Below are 21,833 nucleotides of genomic sequence, written 5' to 3' on the forward strand. Positions count from 1 at the left end.
AAATCCTTATCTTCAGGGGAAAGGTGCCGAGACGAGCAGAAAGCGGGGACGTGACCATGACCCAGTCACTGGAGATCCCGGTCCAGGAGTTCTCCCTTGCTTGGACGATGACCGCGGACAAGGGCGGCAGGGTGGGATTCGCCGCCTCGGGTCAGGTGACGCTTCTCGACAACAAGCGCTTCTACAAGATCGACGGGGTCCTCTACATCTCCGAGGGCAGCGCCTACTGCCGCGACATCGGCAACCCGCACGTGTTCGTCCGCCGCAACGGCGTCGAGGAGAGCGGCAGGCAGTGGGGCTGGGAGACCATCTGCACCCGCAAGTCGTGCAGCAGGCTGTGCGCGATGGACGCGTACTTCGTCCGCACCGGCTACTGGGCGCCCGCCGACAAGGCCATCCAGCTGAGCATCGGCGCCGAGTCCGGCTGGAACCGCAAGCGGTCCTACAGCCCGACGATCACCGTGCGCCTCCCGGACTGAATCGTCCACTGTAGATCTTCACCGGCTCGGGTACGGTCGGGCGCATGGCCACCTCCTCGATCCGCGTGGACGACGAAGGCGGGATCGCCGTCGTCACCCTCCAGCACGGCAAGGCGAACACCCTCGACACGGAGTTCTGCCAGGAACTGATCGTCAGACTCGAAGACGTCCAGCTCGGCGGTTATCGCGGTGTCGTGCTGACCGGCGCCGGCGGCATCTTCTCGGCGGGTGTCGATCTGCGCCGCGTGCACGACGGCGGCGCGGGCTACATCGAGGACTTCCTGCCGGCGCTGTCGGACGCGTTCCTGTCGGTGTTCGGCTTCCCCGGTCCGGTGGTCGCGGCCGTCAACGGTCACGCGATCGCAGGCGGGGCGGTCCTGGCGGCCGCCTGCGACCGCCGGATCCTCGCCGACGGGCCGAGCCGGATCGGGATCACCGAACTGCTCGTCGGCGTGCCGTTCCCGTTGGCGGCACTGGAGATCCTGCGTTCCGGGTTCGGCGCCGACGTCCTGGCCGAACTCGCGTTCCTCGGCGAGACCCACCTGCCGCCGGACGCTCTCCGGCTCGGCCTGGTGAACGAGGTGACCGAGCCCGGCGACGTCGTGACGCGGGCGGTCGAGGTGGCGAGGAAGCTCGCCGAGGTCCCCACCGCCGCGTACGCGCACACGAAGGCTCAGCTGCACCGGCCGTTCCACGAACGGATCGCCGAACACCGCACCGGCGACGACGCCCACGTGCTCGACCTGTGGAGCTCCCCCGAGGCGCTCGCCGCCATCAAGGCGTACGTCGAAAGGGTGCTTCGCCCCTCGGCCTGAACCGTCCCGGTCACCGGGACACCGTCCGGATAGGCGATTGCCCACCGGCGGGGACTCTGTGAGTATCCGACAGCTCAACAGGTCCCGATGGGGAGGGCATGGATGCGGAAGCTCACGGCCGCGTGGTCGGTTCTGGCGATCACCGTTCTCGCGCTGGCCGGGTTGACCCCGGCCGCGCAGGCGGCACCCGACGACATCAAGGACGCGCTCTCGCGCGTCCCCGGACTGACCGTCGTCTCGGAGAATCCGGCGCCGACCGGGTACCGATTCTTCAAACTCGCCTACACCCAGCCCGTCGACCACCGCAGGCCGGGCGCCGGCACCTTCCAGCAGCGATTCACGTTGCTGCACAAGGAATTCCGCTCGCCTACCGTGGTGTACACGAGCGGGTACAACGTGTCGGAATCGGCCAACCGCTCGGAGCCGACGCAGATCGTCGACGGCAACCAGCTGTCGATGGAGTACCGGTTCTTCACCCCCTCGCGGCCGGAGCACCCGGACTGGGGCAGGCAGCTGACGATCTGGCAGGCCGCCGCCGACCAGCACCGCGCTGTCGAGGCGTTCAAGCGGATCTATCCGGGCAAGTGGCTGGCGACCGGCGGCAGCAAGGGCGGCATGACGGCGACCTACTTCCGTAGGTTCTTCCCGAACGACGTCGACGCGACGATCCCGTACGTCGCGCCGAACGACGTCTTCAACCCGCACGACCGCTACAACGAGTTCCTGGCGAACGTCGGCAATGACCCGGCCTGCCGTTCGGCACTCAAGGCGATCCAGCGTGACGTGCTGACGCGGCGCTCGGAGTTCGCGGCGCTCGCCTCCGCCGACGCGACCAAGAACGGCTACACGTTCAAGACCGTCGGCTCGGCCGACGTGTCGCTGGAGATCTCGGTGATCGACTCGTACTTCGCCTTCTGGCAGTACCAGAAGCAGTCGGACTGCGCGACGATCCCGAAGCCCGGTGCCCCGGCGGGCCAGGTCTACGCCTGGTTCGAACGGGTCGAGAGTCTCAACACCTACTCGGACCAGAACCTCGAGATCTACGTCCCCTACTACTTCCAGGCGGCGTACCAGCTCGGCTCCCCCGAGTCCTACGAAGACTATCTGCGGGATCTGCTGCGCTACCCGGGCTCGAACGTGTCGAAGACGTTCGTGCCGAAGTCGGTCCACATCCCGCGGTTCGACTATCTGGCGATGCCGGACATCGACTTCTGGGTGAAGTCGCAGGGTAAGCGGCTGCTGTTCGTCTACGGCGGCAACGACCCGTGGGGTGCGGAGCCGTTCCGCCTCGGCTTCGGCACGAAGGACTCCTACAGCTACACCGTGCCCGGCGGTAACCACGGCGCCCGGATCTCGCAGCTTCCCGCGGCCCAGGCCGCCGAAGCGACGAACACCGTGCGGCGCTGGGCCGGTCTGCCCCCGGTCTCTCCCGGCGTCAGCACCCGTTCGGTTCCCGCCGGGTTCCCGGACTTCGACGCGGACCTGAGCCTGCTGCACCGCCCGCGCCTCTGACCCTCACGCGTTTCGTCCTCTGAATCCGGTACTTGCACGCGCAAGGACCGCATCCAGAGGACGAATTGCGCTTACTTGATGCCGGCCGCGTCCATGCCGCGCAGTTCCTTCTTCAGGTCCGAGACCTCGTCCCGCAGGCGGGCGGCGAGCTCGAACTGGAGGTCGCGCGCGGCCTGCATCATCTGGTCGGTCATCTGCTGGATGAGGTCGGCCAGTTCGGCGCGCGGCATACCGGCGACGTCCTTGTCGGCGAGCATCCCGGAGCTGCGGACGCGATCGCCCTGCTCGGGCTTCTTGCCGCGGGAGGCGTTCCGGCCTGAACCGCCGACGGCGACGGACTCCGTGTCCTCGGCCTCGCTGTAGACGCGGTCCAGGATGTCGGCGATCTTCTTCCGCAGCGGCTGCGGATCGACACCCCGCTCCTCGTTGTACGCGACCTGCTTGGCGCGGCGGCGATCGGTCTCGTCGATGGCGTGCTGCATCGAGTCGGTGATCTTGTCCGCGTACATGTGCACTTCGCCCGACACGTTTCGCGCGGCACGGCCGATCGTCTGGATCAGCGAGGTGCCGCTGCGGAGGAAGCCCTCCTTGTCCGCGTCGAGGATCGCGACCAGCGAGACCTCGGGCAGGTCGAGACCCTCGCGGAGCAGGTTGATGCCGACCAGCACGTCGAAATCGCCCGCGCGCAGCTGCCGCAGCAGCTCGACGCGGCGCAGCGTGTCCACCTCGGAGTGCAGGTACCGGACCCGGATGCCCAGCTCCAGCAGATAGTCGGTGAGGTCCTCGGCCATCTTCTTCGTGAGCGTGGTGACCAGGACGCGCTCGTCCTTCTCGGCCCTGTCGCGGATCTCGTGCACCAGGTCGTCGATCTGGCCCTCGGTGGGCTTCACGACCACCTTCGGGTCGATCAGGCCGGTGGGCCGGATGACCTGCTCGACGAACTCGCCGCCGGCCTGTCCCATCTCGTACGGCCCCGGCGTCGCCGACAGGTACACCGTCTGCCCGATCCGGTCGCTGAACTCCTCCCAGGTCAGCGGCCGGTTGTCGACCGCGCTGGGCAGCCGGAACCCGAAGTCGACCAGGTTCCGCTTCCGCGACATGTCACCTTCGAACATGCCGCCGATCTGCGGGACCGTCTGGTGCGACTCGTCGATGACCAGCAGGAAGTCGTCCGGGAAGTAGTCGATCAGCGTGGCGGGAGCGGATCCGGCGTCACGACCGTCGATGTGCCGCGAGTAGTTCTCGATGCCGGAACAGAACCCGACCTGGCGCATCATCTCGATGTCGTACGCGGTGCGCATCCGCAACCGCTGCGCTTCGAGCAGCTTGCCCTGCTTCTCCAGCTCGGCCAGCCGCTCCTCCAGCTCGGTCTCGATGCCGCGGATGGCCTTCTCCATCCGCTCCGGGCCCGCGACGTAGTGCGTGGCCGGGAAGATGCGGACCTCGTCGACCTCTTTCACGATGTCGCCGGTGAGCGGGTGCAGGTAGTACAGCTTCTCGATCTCGTCTCCGAAGAACTCGACGCGGATCGCGAGCTCCTCGTACGCCGGGATGATCTCGACCGTGTCGCCGCGGGCGCGGAAGGTGCCGCGGGCGAAGGCGATGTCGTTGCGGGTGTACTGCACGTCCACCAGCGCGCGGAGGAAGACGTCCCGGTCGAGCTGCTCCCCGACCTTCAGCCGCGTCGACCTGTCGAGGTACGACTGCGGCGTGCCCAGACCGTAGATGCACGAGACACTCGCGACCACGATGACGTCGCGCCGGGACAGCAGGTTCATCGTCGCCGAGTGCCGCAGCCGCTCGACGTCGTCGTTGATCGACGAGTCCTTCTCGATGTAGGTGTCCGTCTGCGCGATGTACGCCTCGGGCTGGTAGTAATCGTAGTAGCTGACGAAGTACTCGACCGCGTTGTGCGGGAACAGCTCCTTCAGCTCGTTCGCCAGCTGCGCGGCGAGTGTCTTGTTCGGCGCCATCACCAGCGTCGGACGCTGGACACGCTCGATCAGCCAGGCCGTCGTCGCCGACTTGCCGGTACCGGTGGCACCGAGCAGCACGACGTCCTTCTCGCCCGCGTTGACGCGGCGTTCGAGCTCGTCGATGGCCGCCGGCTGGTCACCGGCGGGCTTGTACTCGCTGACCACTTCGAATCGGCCGCCGGTCCGGGGGATGTCCGTGACGGGGCGGAAGTCCGATTGGGCGAGCACGGGGTGTTCGGATGCGAAAGCCACGGGAACCAGAGTAGGCGCTGGGTCCGACAGTTTCCGGATCGCCTGGTCCACGCCCTACGAACAGTCACAACAGGAACAGCAGTCACAGCAATCGCAACCGTCACAGTGGTTGCACCAGGCCTCGTGCGGCTTCCCGCTCCACGGCCCGGGGAACGGGTCGCGGCAGCAGAACTGGCACGAGCAGCACATGTAGGTGGCCGCGGCGCAGCCGAAGAAGAATCCTCTCGGCTGGGCGGGCACCCGGAACTTCGGCGTCCAGCAGCCACCGCCCTGACCGTCGACCGGGCCGCCACCGCCGTGTTTGCCCTTCTTCGGCGGTTCCTCGGGCGGCCCTCCGCCACCGGGAGCGCCCGGCGGCGGAGGCGGCGGGTACTGCTGGGGTGGCTGGTGGGGATGTCCTTGTGGCCGCGGCCCGGGCCCGATCCAGCCCGGCGGTGGCTGCTGCGGACCGTGGCCGTGCCCGATGAGCCCGTGTCCGAACGAGCGTCGCACCGCCTGACGCAGCTCGTGCACCAGCAGCGCGTGGACGAGCTTGGGCTGCTCGAACCTCACCTCGCGAAGGGCGAGCTCGACGCCGAGCACGGCGTCGTCACACAACCGTCGCGCCTCGGCGAGACCGGTGCCGGTGGCCGTCAGCGGGTTCCACGCGCCGGCTGCTTCGTCCTCGGCGAGGTCCTCGACGGCGTCGAGCAGATGCGCGGCCCGGCCGAACAGGCGTCCGGCCTCGGCCAGCGGCGCGGCGTTCTCCGGGCGGCCCGCCAGCGTGGCGGTGTACGCGAACGCGGCCGACGTCGCGAGCTCGGCGGGTTCGGTGGCCAGCACGGCCGAGTCACCCAGGCGGACGGCGCGTTCGATCTCGCCCTGCCGGTCGACGGCCTCGGTCAGGACCGCCGTGTCGAACCCGATCCGGCTGCCCGTGCGGCTCCCCTGGTCCGCCCAGCGCGTCGCGACCCGCTTCGCGGCGAGAGAGACGGAACGCCGCGCGAAGGCGCCGTCGCGGTCCTCGACGTGGTCAGTGATCTTCGCCGACGCGAGCACCAGAGAGACCGCCGCCGCTAGCTGGGCGCCACCGCCCTTCGCGACCGAGGTTCCCTTCATCGCCCGAAGCGGACACGGCCCTGCGTCGCGCCGTCCCTCCGCACGCGGGGACTGGGCTTCGACGAGCGCCGAGATGATCAGCCCGTCATAGTTCGTCACCATTCGGGCGAGATGTCCGTGTTCGTCGCGCAACGACAGGCAAAGACCGCAGAGATGAGCGAGCCAATCCGCGTGCAATCCGGCGGAAAGCCGGTGACGGCACGGCCTGATGATCCCGAACATACGCTGACTCCCACTCACCCCTCCGGCGGAACCAGCGCACCTTATCCGGCCGGACACCCTTGCTTCGCCGGAACGGCGAAACCGTGATCGTCCACCCGGTTGGGCGGTGTTCGCGGACGCCGCGGCCTTCCAAGATGGGCGCATGACCGCGCTGCACCCACCCAAGGTCGAGTACTTCGACCCGGCCGAGAAGACCAACACGGACCCCAAGGGCGTCGTGAGGGACGTCGAGGAATACCGCGAAGAGCCCTTCGGTCTCTACATGGCGCGGCCGGCCCCGGGTCGGAAACAGTTCCACTACCTCGAGTCCTGGCTGCTGCCGGATCTCGGCCTGCGGATCACCGACTTCTGGTTCAACCCCGGCCATGAGCGCGATCAGGACTTCTACCTCGACGTCGTCGACATCCGCCGTGAAGGCGGCGTCTGGGTCGTCACCGACCTCTATCTCGACCTGGTCCTGCGGGACAAGAAATCCGTCCGGGTGATCGACACCGACGAACTCCTCGCCGCGGTCACGTCCGGGCTGATCTCCCTCGCCGACGGCGAACGCGCGCTCGGCGTCAGTCACACGACCGTCGACGGGCTGGCCACCCATGGCCACGATCTCGACGGCTGGCTGTCCACAAAGGACGTCGCACTCGACTGGAGGCGACATTGAACCGTCCGCATCATCCGATCGGTTGATGCGGCCCTATCTCTTGGACGAACGGTTCCTGTCCGAGCGACGGATACCGGAAGAGGCGGCCTCACGGGACTCTCGATCACGAGCGAAAACCGATCGAGAGGGGGGCGGAATCCATGGTCGTCGAGACCGAAGGACTCCGAGAACGGATCGGCGAACGAGAACGCGCGGAGGTCGCGCCGTTCGCCCGGGCACCGGTCCTGGCGATCGCCGGGGCGATGGGGGCCGTCTTGGCGGCGACGGCGGGCCGCTACGGCTATTTCGGCGACGAACTGTACTTCCTGGCGGCTGGCCGGCATCCGGACTGGGGGTATGCCGACCAGCCGCCGGTGGTGCCGCTCCTGGCACGCCTGATGGACGCGTTCGGCGCCGATTCGCCGTTCGTCCTGCGGATCCCGTCGATGCTGGCGACGGTCGCCGGGGTCGTGCTGACCGCGTTGATCGCCAGGGAACTGGGTGGTGGCCGCCGGGCGCAGGGGATCGCGGCGGCGACGTTCGCGGTGTCGATCCAGATGCTCGGCGGCGGGCATTACCTGGCGACGAGCACCCTCGACCCGTTCCTGTGGACGCTGCTGATCTGGCTGCTCGTCCGGTGGATGCGGACCCGCGCGGACGGGCTCCTGCTCTGGAGCGGGGTGGTGACCGGCTTCGCGCTGAACACGAAGTTCCTCATCGGAGCGTTCTGGGTCGTGGCGCTGGTCGCCGCGATGGCGTTCGGTCCCCGCGACCTCGTCCGCCGTCCGGCGCTCTGGTTCGGCGCGCTGATCGCCGCGGCGATGGTCGCGCCCACGCTGGTCTGGCAGGCGGCGAACGGCTGGCCTCAACTGACCATGGGCGCGGCGATCTCCCGGGAGATCTCGGAAACCTGGGGCGGGCGGGCCACGTTCGTCCCGACGTTGGTGATGAGCGCGGGGATCCCGGTCGGGATGATCCTGCTCTGCTATGGCCTGTGGCGGCTGCTGCGCTCCGAACGCCTGCGGCCGTACCGGTTCCTGGGGTGGACCGCGCTCGGCGTGCTCGCCGTGTTCCTGCTGGCGAACGGGCGGTACTACTACGCGGCGGGGATGTTCGCCCCGCTGTTCGCCGCCGCCGCGGTGGAGATCGAAGCGGGTCAGGCGTCGAAGTACTGGCGCTGGATCGCCGCCTGGCCGGTGTACGTCGTCGCCGCGGTGATCGCGATCCCGCAGACGCTGCCGATCCTCCCGCACTCGGCGCTGGCGAGCACGCCGACCTGGGCCCGGCCCATCTTCGCCACCGAGGAGATCGGCTGGCGGGAGATCACCGAATCGGTGGCGCAGGCGTACCGCGCCGTCCCGGATCCGGCCCACACCGGCGTCGTCACGGCGAAATACTGGCAGGCCGGTGCCATCGACCACTATGGACCGGACCTGGGCCTCCCGTCACCGTCGAGCCCCAACCGCGGTTACGTGACGTTGCCGAGGCCGCCGGAATCGGCACGGGACATCCTGTTCGTCGGGAACGACCCGTCGGTGCTTGTGCCGCACTTCACGCAAGTGCGCGAGATCGGCGCGCTGGACAACCGGGCCGGGATCACGAATGTGAGTCAGGGCATGAAGATCTGGCTGGCCACCGGCCGGACCGGGAGCTGGGACACGGTATGGCCGGAACTGACGGACTGGGGCTTCTGAGCCTCACCGGTCCTCCCATGACCGACGCGCCACGCCGGTGGCACGTAAGGTGCGAGAGGACCGGCACCCGAGGGATCTGCGAGGCATGGATGGAAGCCGCCAGCGCGGCCGAAACACCGACCGCGTCCGGTGTGGCGTTCGCCCGGCTCCCGGTGGCGCTGCTCGCCGCCGCGGCCGCGGCGGCACTGCTGGCGACGGCGTGGCGGTACGGCTACTTCGGCGACGAACTGTACTTCCTCTCCGCCGGGAAACGGCTGGCCTGGGGGTACGCCGACCAGCCACCGGTACTCCCGTTCCTGGCGCTGGCGATGGATTCGCTCGCGCCGGGCAACGTCTTCGTGTTCCGCCTCCCCGCCGTCCTCGCGACGGCCGCCGGCGTCGTGTTCACCGGGCTCGTCGCCTACGAGATGGGCGGGGACCGCCGGGCGCAGACCCGCGCCGCCGCCGCGTACGCGATCTGCGGGCAGTTCCTCGGCAGCGGACACTACCTGGCCACGTCGACGATCGACCCGACCCTGTGGACACTCATCGCGTGGCTGCTCGTGCGGTGGCTGCGGACGCGGGACGACAACCTGTTGCTGTGGCTGGGGGTCGCCACCGCCGTCGCGCTGAACGTCAAGCTCCTCGTCGCGACGTTCTGGGTCGCCACCGGGGTCGCGATCCTCGTCTTCGGCCCCCGGGACCTCCTGCGCAGGCCCAAACTCTGGATCGGCGCGGGCATCGCCGCGCTCTCGCTGGTGCCCACGCTCTGGTGGCAGGCCGCGAACGGCTGGCCGCAGCTGGAGATGGGCGACGTGATCGCGCACGAGACCACCGGCGGCTGGAGCGGCCGTGCCGGGTTCCTGCCGGCCCTGCTGACCGGGGCCGGGCTGGGCATCGGCGTCGTCGGCGTCCTTTATGGACTATTCGTGCTGCTGTTCTCCGCGAAGCTGCGAGAGTTCCGTTTCCTCGGCTGGGCCGCCGTCGGCGTGATCGCCCTGTTCATCCTGTCCAACGGCCGCTACTACTACGCGGCGGGGATGTTCGGCGTCCTCTGGGCGGGCGCGGCGGTCCACTTCGGACAGTTGAAGCCGTCCTGGTGGTTCCGCTGGATCCCGACCTGGCCGGTGTTCCTGCTTTCCGCGCTCTACACCCTCCCCTACGCGCTGCCGGTGTGGCCCGCGGTCTGGCTCGCCGAAGGCCGGGAAGTCCCGCGCCCGGCCTACGCGCTGGAGGAGATCGGCTGGCCGGACCTCGCCCGTTCGGTCGCGGACGCCTATCACCGGCTCCCGCCGGAACAGCAGGCGCGCACCACGCTCGTCACGGCGGGCTACTGGCAGGCCGGAGCACTGGACCGGTACGGCGCCGACTACGGACTTCCCGTCGCGTACAGCCCCAGCCGGGGCTTCTGGTACTTCGGCCACCCGCCCGAGACCGCGGACAGCGTGCTGTTCGTCGGGCCCGATCCGGCACGGCTGCTGCGTTCGTTCACCGACGCCCGGATCGTTTCCCGCGTGGACAACGAACTCGGCGTCCGCAACGTGAGCCGCGAAATGCCGATCTGGCTCGTCACCGGCCGCACCGAAACCTGGGCGGCCGCCTGGCCCGGACTGCGAGAATTCCGGGTATGACCAGCTGGATCCGGTGGCAGGACTCGCTGTGGCCGTCACCCGACGACGGGGATTCGCCGTGGCGGCCGTGGAACGGCCGGATCGAGAAGTTCCTCCCGTACGCGCTGCTGGCGCTGAGCACGGTGCTCAGCCTCCTGCTCTCCGACCGGGATACGGCGGTCACCCTGGGACTGGTGGGGATCGCCGCTGTCTGGCTCCTGCTCACCTTCACGCTGCTGCCGCGGCGGTGGGCGGAGCATCCCGTCGTCGTCGCGGTCTCCTTCGCCGGGCTCGCCGCGATCGCCGCGGTGCTCGAAGGACACGACACGATCTTCCTCATCTTCATGATCACCGGGTTCTTCGACGCGATGCGGCTGCGGCCCGCCCCGCTGGCGCTGGCCGGGATCTTCGTGGTCTCCGCGCTGATCAACACGATGCCCAACGGCGGTCCGCTGCGGGCGTTCGCCGCGCAGCCCGCGCTGTGGACCGTGATCACCCTGGTGCAGACGGCCGCGGTCGGTGGGGGCGGACTCGTCTCGGCGGCGATGGCGCGGCAGCACGCGGAACGCAAGCGCATGCTCGACGAACTGGCCGCCGCCCAGGAGGAGAACGTGGTGCTGCAGCGGCAACTGCTGAGCCAGGCGCGCGAAGCGGGTGTCCTCGACGAGCGCCAGCGGCTGAGCCAGGAAATCCACGACACGCTCGCCCAGGGTTTCACCGGGATCATCACCCAGCTGGAGGCGGCGGACGAGGCGAAAGAGGATCCCGCGGAGTGGCAGCGCCACGTCGGCTCCGCGATGGCGCTGGCGCGGGAGAACCTGACCGCCGCCCGGCGTTCGGTGCGCGCGCTCGGCCCGCAGCCGCTGGCCACCGCGACCCTGCCCGACGCGCTCGGCGAGGTCTCCCGGCTGTGGAGCGGGCGGACCGGCGTCGAGGTCCGGTTCACCACCACCGGGACCGCGCGGGCGCTGCATCCCGAGATCGAGGCGACGCTGCTGCGGATCACGCAGGAGGCGCTGACCAACGTCGAGAAGCACGCCGCCGCCACGATCGTCGGGCTCACGTTGTCCTACATGGCCGATCAAGTGACCGTCGACGTCCGGGACGACGGCCGCGGCTTCGAGCCGGGTAGCGTGCGCGCGGCGGGTGACAACGGCTTCGGCGTTCCCGGGATGCGCGCCCGCGTCGCCCGGCTGGCGGGCACAGTGCACCTCGAATCGGAGCCGGGCGGCGGGACCGCCGTTTCGGCCAATCTGCCCGCGATCGCGCTGGAGGCCCGGTCATGACGATCACGCTGCTGATCACCGACGACCATCCCATCGTCCGTGACGGGCTGCGCGGGATCTTCACCGCGGACCAGGGTTTCGAGGTGCTCGGAGAAGCGTCGTCCGGCGACGAAGCCGTCGCGCTGACGGAGAACCTCCGCCCCGACGTCGTGCTGATGGATCTGCGGATGCCGGGCTCCGGCGGGGTGGCTGCGATCTCGAAGCTGGCGCGACTCCGCAATCCCGCGCGGATCCTCGTGCTGACGACCTACGACACCGACACCGACGTCATCCCGGCGATCGAAGCCGGCGCGACCGGTTACCTGCTCAAAGACGCGCCCCGTGAGGAGCTCTTCCGCGCGGTCCGGGCGACGGCGCGCGGCGAGGCGGTGCTCTCCCCCGCCGTCGCCGACCTGATCCTGGGCAGGATGCGCGCGCCCACGCCGGAACCACTGAGCCGCCGGGAGCTCGAAGTCCTCACCCTGATCTCGCGCGGTTCGTCCAACAAGGAGGCCGCGAAGCTGCTGTTCATCAGCGAGGCCACGGTGAAGACGCACCTCGTGCACGCCTACGCCAAGCTCGGGGTGAAGGACCGCGCGGCCGCCGTCGCGACGGCCTTCGAACGGGGCCTGCTCGGCGGCTGAAGCTTACGGGGTCCAGCCGGTCGACGCCGCCCACGCGTCGGCCCGCGCGAAGGCCGCGTCGACCCAGACCTGCTTTTCGTCGGTGTACCGCTCGACGGTCCCGTCACCGGCGTGCTTCGTGGCCATGGCGTTCTTGACCGCCGCGTAGGCGTCGCGTTCGCCCGGGTTCCGCCGCAGCCACTCCGGGAACAGCAGCGCGAGCCGCCAGGCCGGCGTCTCCTGGGAGCGGACATGCAGGTTCACCGGACGGCGAGGGTCGCCGCCGAAGTGGAACCGCTTCGGCCAGGTGCCTTCTTCGCCGTGCGCGTCGTCGAACCACTCGCCCTCGGCACGCGGGAAACCGGCGTCGGAGAGCACGTCGGCCAGCTCGTCGGCCTTGTCCAAAGTGGACACTGTCAGCTGGAGGTCGAGGATGTCCTTGGCGGGCAAGCCCGGCACGGACGTCGAACCGATGTGATCGACGCGCACCGCGTTGTCGCCCACCACCACGCGGATCCGGGCGAGCGCCCGCTCGGCCTGCACGGGCCACGTCGGGTCGTACTCCGCGATCTTCGGCGACATCGGCGCCCGGGGCTTGCGGAGCCGCACGTTCGCTTCGAACGGGGTCAGCCTGTCCGCCCACAACGCGTCGACGTCGGCGAGCACGATGTCGGGCGCTCCGCTGTTGTCGAACCAGACGTCGGCCACCGCGCGGCGCTGATCGGTCGTCGCCTGTGCCTTGATCCTGGCGCGCGCGTCGGCCTCGGCCATCCCCCGCGACTCGACCAGACGACGGACCCGGACCTCTTCCGGCGCGTCGACCATGACGACGAGGTGGTACATCGGAGCGAGGCCGCCTTCGACCAGCAGCGGGATGTCGTGGACGACGATCGCGTCCGGCGCCGCGGCCGCCATCAACTCGGCCGTCCGGGCACCGACCCTCGGGTGGACGATCGAGTTCAGCCGCTTGCGGGAGTCTTCGTCGGCGAACGCCTTCGCGGCGAGCGCGGCGCGATCGAGCGAACCGTCGGACGCGAGGATGTCTTCCCCGAACGCCTCGACGAGCTCCGCGAGCCCCGGTGTCCCCGGCTCGACGACCTCCCTGGCGATCTTGTCGGAGTCGATGAGGACGGCGCCGTGCTCGGAAAGCCGGTTCGCCACCGTCGATTTTCCGGCGCCGATCCCGCCGGTCAGGCCCACACGCAGCATGACGATCAGCCTAGTGGCGCGATCAGGGGTGACCGCGCAGGGTCACCGAATGCGCACATCCGGCACAGAAGGATGCAAAAGGCAAGATCATCGTGACGCGCGACTCAACCATTTCGAGTGACACGCCGGTCGGTTACGCGGTTTTGGGAGCCCGATTGCGTACCGTGCGCGGCGAAGGTAGCCCACACGGAGGAAAGATGGCAGACGGCAAGCACGTCGGAAGGCACCGGCTCGGAACGCCGGGCCTGATGCACTGTGTCCTCCATCGTCCCGTGGCCGAAGCCCTCGCCGAATATCGGCGCACGTGGCTGAGCGCGCTCCTGGTCCCCGCCAAGCACAGCTTCGCCGGTCTTCGCCGCAAGGCCCGCGCCGCCGCCCTCGAACGCATCTGGGTGCCGGCCGTCCGGCCCGTCACCTCCTGACCCCCTTCGCCAGCCCCCGCATTTAGTCCTCTGGATGCGGGGTTTCTTGTGCGCGCAAGGAACGCATCCAGAGGACTGAACGCGGACAAAAAACAGCGGCCCCGGTCCGAGGTGGACCGGGGCCGCTGTCTGTCAGCTACTGGCTGAGCGCCTGGATCACGCGCCGCCCGACAGCTTCTCGCGGAGAGCCGCGAGCTGCTCGTCACTGGCCAGCGTGCCACCGCTCTTGGCCTCGGCCGGAGCGGAGGTGTAGCTCTGCTCGCCCGAGTCGCCGGAGGTGACGCCGGTCGCGGCGTCGGCCGCGGCTTCCGCGTCGGCCTCGGCGGCCTTGACGACCTGCTTCATGTGAGCCTCGTAGCGGGTGTGAGCCTCGGCGTACTGACGCTCCCACTCCTCACGCTGCTTGTCGAAGCCTTCCTGCCACTCCTGGGTGTCCGGGTCGAAGCCTTCGGGGTAGATGTAGTTGCCCTCGGCGTCGTACTCGGCGGCCATGCCGTACTGAGTGGGGTCGAACTCGGTCTCCGGCGTGACGCCCTCGTTCGCCTGCTTCAGCGACAGCGAGATGCGACGACGCTCGAGGTCGATGTCGATGACCTTGACCATCACGTCGCCGTTGACCTGGACGACCTGCTCCGGGATCTCCACGTGGCGCTCGGCCAGCTCGGAGATGTGCACCAGGCCCTCGATGCCCTCCTCGACGCGCACGAACGCACCGAACGGGACGAGCTTGGTGACCTTGCCCGGCACGATCTGGCCGATCGCGTGGGTGCGGGCGAACTGACGCCACGGGTCTTCCTGGGTCGCCTTCAGCGACAGCGAGACGCGCTCGCGGTCCATGTCGACGTCCAGAACCTCGACCGTGACCTCCTGGCCGACCTCGACGACCTCGGACGGGTGGTCGATGTGCTTCCAGGACAGCTCGGAGACGTGCACCAGGCCGTCGACGCCACCCAGGTCCACGAAGGCACCGAAGTTGACGATGGACGACACGACGCCCTTGCGGACCTGGCCCTTGGCGAGCGCGTTGAGGAACTCGCTGCGCACCTCGGACTGGGTCTGCTCCAGGTAGGCGCGGCGGGACAGGACCACGTTGTTGCGGTTCTTGTCCAGCTCGATGATCTTCGCCTCGAGCTCGCGGCCGACGTACGGCTGCAGGTCGCGCACGCGGCGCATCTCGACCAGCGACGCGGGCAGGAAGCCGCGGAGGCCGATGTCCAGGATGAGGCCGCCCTTGACGACCTCGATGACGGTGCCCTTGACGGGCTCGTCCTTCTCCTTGAGCTCCTCGATCGTGCCCCAGGCGCGCTCGTACTGCGCACGCTTCTTGGACAGGATCAGACGGCCTTCCTTGTCCTCCTTCTGGAGGACAAGGGCTTCGACCTCATCGCCGACGGTGACAACCTCAGCCGGGTCGACATCGTGCTTGATGGAGAGCTCACGCGAGGGGATGACACCCTCGGTCTTGTAGCCGATGTCGAGCAAGACCTCATCGCGATCGACCTTGACGATCGTTCCTTCGACGATGTCTCCATCGTTGAAGTACTTGATCGTCTTGTCGATCGCAGCGAGGAAGTCTTCCTCCGACCCGATGTCGTTGATAGCGACTTGCTGGGGCCCGGCGGGGGCGGTCGGGGCGGTGGCGGTGTCGGTCGTCATTAGGCGGGTTGCTCCGGTGGATGGGAAGTAGTGGGTTTGCAGTTAGGGCACCATGGGCTCTACCGGCATGAGGCGACCACATTTGCAAACGTCCACAGGGAACGACCGCGAGTAGCACCGCATACGGTGCGCGACCCCCTGACCCGGACGCTGAGGCGAACCGGGGGAAAGAGTAGCGCGAACCCACTGCGCTAACAGATATCCTACGCGGCCCCCTGTACACGGCACAATCAGGGTGCCTACCGCGATCACGCCGGGCGGATAAACTCTCCCCCACAGCCCTGACCTGGGGAAAGGATACCGGTTTGAGTCAGCAGTCCGTCACGGAGCCCGAACGGCACGCAGAGGCCGAGGAGCGGCTCGGCACCGCGGGGGTCGCCTACCGGGCGGTCTCGGCGCCGGAGGCGACGGCCGCGAACCTGGCGTGGTGGGACGCCGACGCCGACGACTATCAAGCGACCCACGGAGGCTTCCTCGGCGACGCGGACTTCGTCTGGTGCCCGGAGGGCGTCCGCGAGGCCGACGTCGCGCTTCTGGGTGAGGTCGGCGGCAAGCGGATCCTCGAAGTCGGCTCGGGGCAGGCGGCCTGCTCGCGCTGGCTCGCCGCGCACGGCGCCGAGGCGGTGGCGACCGATCTGTCGGCGGGCATGCTGCGGCACGCCCGGGAAGGCAACGAGCGCACGGGCACCCCTGTCCCGCTCGTGCAAGCGACCGCGGAATCGCTCCCGTTCGCCGACGCGAGCTTCGACGCGGCGTGCTCGGCCTTCGGCGCGGTCCCGTTCGTGGCGTCGGTGGACGTCGTGTTCGCCGAGGTGCACCGGGTGCTCCGCCCGGGCTCCCGCTGGGTGTTCTCGGTGACCCATCCGATGCGCTGGATCTTCCCCGACGACCCCGGGCCGCAGGGCCTCACGGTCACCCAGCCGTATTTCGATCGCACGCCGTACGTCGAGGTCGACGAAGAAGGTGTCGCGACCTACGTCGAGTACCACCGCACTCTCGGCGACTACGTCCGCGCGCTCGCCGACGCCGGCTTCACTCTGACGGACCTCATCGAGCCCGCCTGGCCGGAAGGCCACTCCCGCACCTGGGGACAGTGGAGTCCTTTGCGCGGCAAGCTTTTCCCGGGCACCGCGATCTTCTGCACCCAGCGGGGATGACCTCGGTGGCGGGGGCACAACGGGCGCGGTTCGCCGCGCTCGACCCGTTGCTCCCGCCACCGCCTCCGCTTCCGCGCGGGGACCTCGTCGAGGCGGGCGGCGCGGTCGGGGCGATCACGCGCGTGCGGTTCCCGGCGGGCTCCTGGCAACGGCTGTGGAGCCCGGCGCATCTGCAGATCCTCTCCGCGATCCTCCCGCGCGACGCCGGCGCGGGGATGAGCGCGCTGCTCTCCGTCTGGCGCGAGCGGATCGCGCTCGCCGACGCCGAACCCGATTCGTCGTGCACGGTCACCTGGCCCAGCCGTGACGTCGTCGTCGCGCGGGCCCTGCTCGACCACGGGCTCGCGCCGCAGCTGGCGCTGGCCGTCCGGTCGCCCGCCGGAGGCGAGGCGTATTCCGTGCCCGGCGTGACCGTCCGGGAGTCCTCCGGCGGCGACCTGGAGGAGATCGTCGCCCTCCGTTTCGAAGAACTTCGCTACACCTCGTTCGTCGGTCACGGCGTCGTCCGGCCCGGGGCCGAGGCCCTGCTCGCGGAGGAGGTCCGGCGCGGTCTGCAGTTCGGTGGGCGCGTCTTGATCGCCGAAGAGGAAGGCGTCACCGTGGGGATGGTGACCAGCGGAAAACGCTCGCCGGCCCCCGGTGACGCGCTCGCCGGACGACTGCCGCCGGGCGAGTGGGGCTACATCGGCACGCTCGCGGTCACCGCGGCCGCCCGGGGACGCGGGATCGGCCGCGCGCTGACCGCCGCCGCGCACGATGAGCTGTTCTCACCGTCGCTGCGCGGTACCTTCGTCTCGTACAATCCGGCCAATCCGCTTTCCCCGGTCTTCTGGCACCGGCAGGGTTATCGTCCTCTGTGGACGACGTGGGCGGCCAGCCCCGCCGCGGCCCTGCGGTAGCGGTGACGGGCGCGGCCGACCCTGGGGACAGGATGGAAATCGAGAAGACGTTGTTCGACGCGCACCGCGCACGGTTCGCGACGATCGACAGGTTGCTGCCCGAAGCGGCCCCGCCCCCGGTCGTCGGCGAGCGCGTGGACGCCGCGACCGCGTCGGGCGTCCAGGTCACCGGCGTGGTCCAGCGTCAGTTGCACGGTCCGGACGACGTACCGCTGCTCTGGTCGGCCGCCGACGTGCGCCAGCTGTTCCCGTTCGTCGGCGACACCGGCACCGAGGGCATGGACGTGCTGCTGCGCGCGTGGCGGACGTGGATGGACGCCGAATCGCCCGGCGAGGATTCGTCCTGCGTGGTGAATTGGCCGAGCCGGGACGCCGAGGCGATCCGGGCCTTCCTCGACCACGGACTGGTGCCGATGTCGGCGCTCGCCGTGCGCACCGGATGCCATGACGACGACAAGGCCGACGACGGTGTGGCCGTCCGCCGGGCCCGGCAGGAAGACTTCGACGACGTGCTCGCGATGGCCGTGTCGACCCACGACTACATCGGCCAGGTCGCCACCCGGCATCGCTCGAACGCCGCCGAACTGCTCGCGCCGGCGCTGGAGCGGGCCCTCGACAAGGACGCCCCGCTGCTGTGGCTGGCCGAACGGGACGCCCGCGTCGCCGCGTTCGCGCACGCCGCCTGGATCACGTCGTCGCCGGGGTCGGCCGAGGCAGAACTGCTCCCCCACGGCCGCTGGGGTTACGTCAACAACGTCGTCACCGTGCCGGGCCTGCGCGGGAGCGGCCTCGGCCGGACCCTGATGTCCGTGGTGCACAAGGAGTTCGCCGCCGACGGCGCGGACGGCACCTACCTCTACTACAACCCGACCAACCCGCTCTCCTCGGTGTTCTGGCACCGGCAGGGTTATCGTCCACTGTGGACGTCCTGGGAGGTCCACCCGGCTTCCGCCCTGCGTTAGCCGAAATGCACGGTCAGCCGTCCGGTTTGCGGAGGTTTCGTCACTCTTACGTGTGACGTGGGTCCTCCACGGTTGTGCGCCTCCCAGGTCAAGGCTAACTTTTGAACTGACCAGTCAGTTTAAAAGTTCCACGAGTCGCCGACCTGGGAGTTCTTCGTGCGGGTTCAAGCCGACAGGGTGTCCGTGACCGGACCCCACGGCACGTTGCTGTCGCCTACTTCGCTCACCGTTTCGGGTGGTGAGCTGGCGATAGTGCACGGCGAGCCAGGGGTCGGCGTCACCGCCTTCGGGCTGGCGCTGGCGGGCAGATTGAAGCCCGCCACCGGGACGGTGACCGTCGAGGGCGGTGACCCGCGGAAGGTCGTGGCCGTCGTCGACTCCCCCGGCGTGAGCGAACCGGACGGCGCGCTGTCGCTGCAGGTCGTCGTCGGGGAGGAACTCGAACTGGCGAAACGCCCGGCGAACAAGGCCGCCGTCGCGAGCTGGCTGGCCGAGCACGACGCCGCCGCCTTCGCGACCACCCGCTTCGAGAACCTCGAAGCGGTGACGCGCACCCGGCTGCTGACCGCGCTCGCCGCGGACCGCAAGGGCGTCGGCGTCCTCGTGCTCGACACCCCCGACAGGCACACCAGCGACGTCGACAGCTGGGCGCGACTCGCCCGCGAGTACGCCGAGCGCGGCCTCGCCGTCATCGTGCTGACCGCCACCACCCCGGTTTCGGCCCTGCCGGAGAAGCCCGCCCTGTGCGGCGCTCTCGACCAGCCCGATCCCGTGCGCTGCGCACCCGTCGAAATCCCGGCGGAGACGACGCTGGAAGCGACCGTGGCGGACGACACCGAGAAGACTTCAGGAGACCAGGAATGAACCCCGTCCGGATCGCCGCCAACGAGCTGCGCCGGCTGAGCAGTGGCGTCCTGCCCAAGCTCGCCATGGTCGCGCTCGTCCTGGTGCCGCTGCTCTACGCGTCCTTCTACCTCTACGCGAACTACGACCCGTACTCGCGTCTGGACAAGCTGCCCGCCGCCGTCTTCACCTCCGACGCCGGTGCGAAGGACTCGGCGGGCGCGGAACGCAACGTCGGCCGCGAGGTCACCGACGAACTGGTCAAGTCCGGCACCTTCCAATGGCACGAGGTGTCGCAGGACGAGGCCCTCAAGGGCGTCCGCAACGACAACTACTCGTTCGCCATCGGCATCCCGCGCGATTTCTCCACCGCGCTGCTGTCTTCGGGCAATCTCCAGCCTCAACAGGCGACGATCACGCTGACCACCAACGACGCCAACAACTATCTGTCGGGGACCATCGCGAAACAGGTGGCCGAACAGGTCCGCAAGACGATCGCGGAGAAGGTCGGCAGCGAGGCGGCGGACAAGTTCCTGGTCGGTTTCTCCACGATCTACGCAAAGATCCAGGAGGCCTCGACCGGCGCTTCGCAGCTCGCGGACGGCGCGGGCAAGCTCAAGACGGGCCAGCAGCAACTGGCCGACGGCGCCAATCAGCTCGCCTCCGGGAGTTCCCAGCTCGCGACCGGGCTCGGCACCCTGAAATCCAGTACCGCCCAGCTCCCCGCCCAGACCCAGAAACTCGCCGACGGCGCCGGTCAGGTCGCCGACGGGAACCAGAAGGTCTCCGACGCGGCGTCGCTCGCGGCGACGGCGTCCGGCGACATCCAGGGCAAACTCGACGGCTACCGCACCCAGCTCGCGCAGGATCTGCGCGCCGCCGAGGTCCCCGAGGCGAAGGTCCAGGAGATCCTGAGCCGCCTGGACACCCTCCGCTCGCCGGTCGACCAGGCGAACACGAAGATCCAGGGCGCGAACACCCAGCTCGTCCAGCTCGCGTCCGGCGCGCGGCAGGTGTCCGACGGCGCCCACCAGCTGGCCTCGGCCACCCCGCAGCTCACCAGCGGCATCGCGCAGGCCGCTGACGCGTCGACCCAGATCCGTGACGGCGCCTCGAAGCTGAACGACGGGGAGAAGTCCGCCGTCACCGGGACGAACCAGCTCGCCGACGGCGCGGTGCAACTGCGTGACGGGCTCGCCGCCGGGCTCAAGGAGATCCCGAACCCGGACGATCCCACCCGCGCGGCGACCGCCAACACCATCGCCGACCCGGTCGCGGTCAACTCGTCCGGCGTCGCCTCGGCCGGGACCTACGGCGCGGGCCTCGCCCCGTTCTTCATCTCCCTGGCCACCTGGATCGGCGCGTTCGTGCTGTTCCTGTTGCTGCGCCCGCTCTCGACCCGCGCACTGACCGCCGGCGCGTCGCCGTTCAAGGTCGCGCTCGGCGGCTGGCTTTCCTCGGCGCTGCTGGGGATCGCGCAGGTGATCGTGCTGTTCGGCGCGGTGACCTGGCTGGTCGGCATCGACGTCGCGCATCCGCTCGGCGCGATCGGGTTCGCGGTCCTGGTGTCGCTCACCTTCACCGCCGTGGTGCACGCGCTCAACTCGTTCTTCGGCGCCGTCGGGAAGTTCCTCGGCCTGGTGCTGCTGGTGCTTCAGCTGGTGAGCGCGGGCGGCACATTCCCCTGGCAGACCATCCCGGACGCGTTGTACCCGCTGCACATCGTGCTGCCGATGGGTTACGCCATCGACGGGTTCCGGCACCTGCTCTACAGTGGCGCCTCGATGGAAATCCTCGGTGACATCGGAGTCCTGGTGGCGTATCTGGTCGGCGGGATCCTGGTTTCCACGCTGGCGGCACGGAAACGGCGCACCTGGACGGTTTCCGCGCTGAAACCCGAGCTCGCGTTGTGAGTCCCCGGGGTGAGGCGACGAAACAGCGGTTGTTCGAGGCGACGCTGCGGCTGTCCGCCAGCCGCGGCCTCGTCGGGCTGACGGTCGACGACATCGCGGCCGAGGCGAAGGTCGCCAAAGGCACCGTCTACTACAACTTCGGCAGCAAGGACGGTCTTGTCGACGCGCTGCTGCGCTACGGCGTAGGCGTGCTCGCGGACCGGTTGCGCGCGGCCGGCGGCGACGGCGATCCGATGGACGTCATCTCCGCTCAGGTGGACGGCGCGCTGGAGTTCATCGCCGAATACCCCGGTTTCTCGCAGATCCTGGTGAGCGAAATGTGGCGTACGCCGGGCACCTGGCACGAGACGCTGACGTTGTTGCGCGAGGAGATCATCTCGATCGTGCGCGAACAGCTCCACCGGCTGGACGCCGCCGGGCGGCTGCCCGACGGCGTCCAGATCCAGACGGCCGCGGCCGGGTTGTTCGGCACGATGCTGGTGGTCGCGCTCGACTGGCAGGTGTTCCAGCCGAAACGGACCCGGGCCGATGTCCGGGAATCGGTGATGGTGCTGGTCCGGGGACTCGGGCGCTGAGATGTCACCCGAGAGTGTCCATAAGTGGCCGACGG

19 protein-coding genes are annotated in these 21,833 nt (G+C 69.3%); 15 read left to right on the plus strand and 4 right to left on the minus strand.

Annotated features, from left to right (window positions below):
• Positions 1–56: 56 nt before the first annotated feature.
• The 3 genes from AB0N89_RS10290 (at position 57) to AB0N89_RS10300 (ending at position 2,806) form a co-directional block, all read left to right on the plus strand.
• Positions 57–479: a hypothetical protein gene (locus AB0N89_RS10290; RefSeq protein WP_364202649.1), complete on the plus strand. Its 423-nt coding sequence runs from the start codon at positions 57–59 to the stop codon at positions 477–479.
• 44 nt (positions 480–523) lie between these two features.
• Entirely contained in the window at positions 524–1,294 is a 771-nt protein-coding gene (locus AB0N89_RS10295) for an enoyl-CoA hydratase/isomerase family protein (RefSeq protein WP_364202652.1), read from the plus strand.
• 102 nt (positions 1,295–1,396) lie between these two features.
• Positions 1,397–2,806, plus strand: a complete 1,410-nt coding sequence (locus AB0N89_RS10300; RefSeq protein ID WP_364202655.1) for a S28 family serine protease — start codon at positions 1,397–1,399, stop codon at positions 2,804–2,806.
• Positions 2,807–2,877: 71 nt separating this feature from the next.
• Here the strand turns inward: AB0N89_RS10300 and uvrB are convergent, their stop codons facing one another.
• Both uvrB and AB0N89_RS10310 read right to left on the minus strand, forming a co-directional pair.
• On the minus strand, positions 2,878–5,034 hold the full coding sequence (uvrB, locus tag AB0N89_RS10305) for an excinuclease ABC subunit UvrB (protein WP_364202658.1): 2,157 nt from the start codon (positions 5,032–5,034) through the stop codon (positions 2,878–2,880).
• Between the two features lie 54 nt (positions 5,035–5,088).
• Positions 5,089–6,354, minus strand: coding sequence for a DUF5685 family protein (locus tag AB0N89_RS10310; protein ID WP_364202661.1), 1,266 nt, complete (start codon positions 6,352–6,354; stop codon positions 5,089–5,091).
• Positions 6,355–6,496: 142 nt separating this feature from the next.
• Between AB0N89_RS10310 and AB0N89_RS10315 the strand changes: the two genes are divergently transcribed.
• The 5 genes from AB0N89_RS10315 to AB0N89_RS10335 all read left to right on the plus strand — a co-directional run bounded on the left by AB0N89_RS10315 (position 6,497) and on the right by AB0N89_RS10335 (position 12,183).
• Positions 6,497–7,012: a DUF402 domain-containing protein gene (locus AB0N89_RS10315; RefSeq protein ID WP_364202664.1), complete on the plus strand. Its 516-nt coding sequence runs from the start codon at positions 6,497–6,499 to the stop codon at positions 7,010–7,012.
• 140 nt (positions 7,013–7,152) lie between these two features.
• Positions 7,153–8,685 (plus strand): glycosyltransferase family 39 protein, encoded by a 1,533-nt coding sequence (locus AB0N89_RS10320; protein WP_364202667.1) that lies wholly within the window; start codon positions 7,153–7,155, stop codon positions 8,683–8,685.
• Between the two features lie 89 nt (positions 8,686–8,774).
• A complete protein-coding gene (locus AB0N89_RS10325; protein ID WP_364202670.1) occupies positions 8,775–10,295 on the plus strand; it encodes a glycosyltransferase family 39 protein in 1,521 nt (506 codons plus the stop codon).
• The gene (locus AB0N89_RS10330) at positions 10,292–11,560 is read left to right on the plus strand and encodes a sensor histidine kinase (protein WP_364202673.1); all 1,269 of its coding nucleotides are present in this window, start codon (positions 10,292–10,294) and stop codon (positions 11,558–11,560) included. The genes AB0N89_RS10325 and AB0N89_RS10330 overlap by 4 nt, the downstream gene beginning before the upstream one ends.
• A complete protein-coding gene (locus AB0N89_RS10335) occupies positions 11,557–12,183 on the plus strand; it encodes a response regulator transcription factor (protein ID WP_364202676.1) in 627 nt (208 codons plus the stop codon). Before AB0N89_RS10330 ends, AB0N89_RS10335 begins: the two co-directional genes overlap by 4 nt.
• A 3-nt stretch (positions 12,184–12,186) precedes the next feature.
• On the opposite strand, the gene coaE is transcribed toward AB0N89_RS10335, so the two are convergent.
• Complete coding sequence (coaE, locus tag AB0N89_RS10340) at positions 12,187–13,371, minus strand: dephospho-CoA kinase (protein WP_364202679.1); 1,185 nt, start codon at positions 13,369–13,371, stop codon at positions 12,187–12,189.
• Positions 13,372–13,568: 197 nt separating this feature from the next.
• Between coaE and AB0N89_RS10345 the strand changes: the two genes are divergently transcribed.
• Positions 13,569–13,793 (plus strand): hypothetical protein, encoded by a 225-nt coding sequence (locus tag AB0N89_RS10345; protein ID WP_364202682.1) that lies wholly within the window; start codon positions 13,569–13,571, stop codon positions 13,791–13,793.
• Positions 13,794–13,949: 156 nt separating this feature from the next.
• Here the strand turns inward: AB0N89_RS10345 and rpsA are convergent, their stop codons facing one another.
• On the minus strand, positions 13,950–15,449 hold the full coding sequence (rpsA, locus tag AB0N89_RS10350) for a 30S ribosomal protein S1 (RefSeq protein WP_005159322.1): 1,500 nt from the start codon (positions 15,447–15,449) through the stop codon (positions 13,950–13,952).
• 305 nt (positions 15,450–15,754) lie between these two features.
• Between rpsA and AB0N89_RS10355 the strand changes: the two genes are divergently transcribed.
• The 6 genes from AB0N89_RS10355 to AB0N89_RS10380 all read left to right on the plus strand — a co-directional run bounded on the left by AB0N89_RS10355 (position 15,755) and on the right by AB0N89_RS10380 (position 21,798).
• On the plus strand, positions 15,755–16,606 hold the full coding sequence (locus tag AB0N89_RS10355) for a class I SAM-dependent methyltransferase (RefSeq protein WP_364202685.1): 852 nt from the start codon (positions 15,755–15,757) through the stop codon (positions 16,604–16,606).
• The gene (locus AB0N89_RS10360; RefSeq protein ID WP_364202688.1) at positions 16,603–17,505 is read left to right on the plus strand and encodes a GNAT family N-acetyltransferase; all 903 of its coding nucleotides are present in this window, start codon (positions 16,603–16,605) and stop codon (positions 17,503–17,505) included. The genes AB0N89_RS10355 and AB0N89_RS10360 overlap by 4 nt, the downstream gene beginning before the upstream one ends.
• Positions 17,506–17,537: 32 nt before the next feature.
• Entirely contained in the window at positions 17,538–18,467 is a 930-nt protein-coding gene (locus AB0N89_RS10365; protein ID WP_364202691.1) for a GNAT family N-acetyltransferase, read from the plus strand.
• Between the two features lie 156 nt (positions 18,468–18,623).
• Positions 18,624–19,331 (plus strand): ABC transporter ATP-binding protein, encoded by a 708-nt coding sequence (locus tag AB0N89_RS10370; RefSeq protein WP_364202694.1) that lies wholly within the window; start codon positions 18,624–18,626, stop codon positions 19,329–19,331.
• Positions 19,328–21,223, plus strand: a complete 1,896-nt coding sequence (locus tag AB0N89_RS10375) for a YhgE/Pip domain-containing protein (RefSeq protein ID WP_364202697.1) — start codon at positions 19,328–19,330, stop codon at positions 21,221–21,223. The genes AB0N89_RS10370 and AB0N89_RS10375 overlap by 4 nt, the downstream gene beginning before the upstream one ends.
• Complete coding sequence (locus AB0N89_RS10380) at positions 21,220–21,798, plus strand: TetR/AcrR family transcriptional regulator (protein WP_364202700.1); 579 nt, start codon at positions 21,220–21,222, stop codon at positions 21,796–21,798. The genes AB0N89_RS10375 and AB0N89_RS10380 overlap by 4 nt, the downstream gene beginning before the upstream one ends.
• The last annotated feature ends 35 nt before the right edge of the window (positions 21,799–21,833 follow it).

The organism is Amycolatopsis sp. NPDC089917 (genome assembly GCF_040684635.1).
Classification (GTDB): domain Bacteria; phylum Actinomycetota; class Actinomycetes; order Mycobacteriales; family Pseudonocardiaceae; genus Amycolatopsis.

Bases quoted from the DNA above. Each gene is read 5' to 3' on its own strand.
- AB0N89_RS10290 (WP_364202649.1), top strand. From the start codon at position 57: ATGACCCAGTCACTGGAGATCCCGGTCCAGGAGTTCTCCCTTGCTTGG.
- AB0N89_RS10295 (WP_364202652.1), top strand. From the start codon at position 524: ATGGCCACCTCCTCGATCCGCGTGGACGACGAAGGCGGGATCGCCGTC.
- AB0N89_RS10300 (WP_364202655.1), top strand. From the start codon at position 1,397: ATGCGGAAGCTCACGGCCGCGTGGTCGGTTCTGGCGATCACCGTTCTC.
- AB0N89_RS10310 (WP_364202661.1), bottom strand. From the start codon at position 6,354: ATGTTCGGGATCATCAGGCCGTGCCGTCACCGGCTTTCCGCCGGATTG.
- AB0N89_RS10315 (WP_364202664.1), top strand. From the start codon at position 6,497: ATGACCGCGCTGCACCCACCCAAGGTCGAGTACTTCGACCCGGCCGAG.
- AB0N89_RS10320 (WP_364202667.1), top strand. From the start codon at position 7,153: ATGGTCGTCGAGACCGAAGGACTCCGAGAACGGATCGGCGAACGAGAA.
- AB0N89_RS10325 (WP_364202670.1), top strand. From the start codon at position 8,775: ATGGAAGCCGCCAGCGCGGCCGAAACACCGACCGCGTCCGGTGTGGCG.
- AB0N89_RS10330 (WP_364202673.1), top strand. From the start codon at position 10,292: ATGACCAGCTGGATCCGGTGGCAGGACTCGCTGTGGCCGTCACCCGAC.
- AB0N89_RS10335 (WP_364202676.1), top strand. From the start codon at position 11,557: ATGACGATCACGCTGCTGATCACCGACGACCATCCCATCGTCCGTGAC.
- coaE (WP_364202679.1), bottom strand. From the start codon at position 13,371: ATGCTGCGTGTGGGCCTGACCGGCGGGATCGGCGCCGGAAAATCGACG.
- AB0N89_RS10345 (WP_364202682.1), top strand. From the start codon at position 13,569: ATGGCAGACGGCAAGCACGTCGGAAGGCACCGGCTCGGAACGCCGGGC.
- rpsA (WP_005159322.1), bottom strand. From the start codon at position 15,449: ATGACGACCGACACCGCCACCGCCCCGACCGCCCCCGCCGGGCCCCAG.
- AB0N89_RS10360 (WP_364202688.1), top strand. From the start codon at position 16,603: ATGACCTCGGTGGCGGGGGCACAACGGGCGCGGTTCGCCGCGCTCGAC.
- AB0N89_RS10365 (WP_364202691.1), top strand. From the start codon at position 17,538: ATGGAAATCGAGAAGACGTTGTTCGACGCGCACCGCGCACGGTTCGCG.
- AB0N89_RS10375 (WP_364202697.1), top strand. From the start codon at position 19,328: ATGAACCCCGTCCGGATCGCCGCCAACGAGCTGCGCCGGCTGAGCAGT.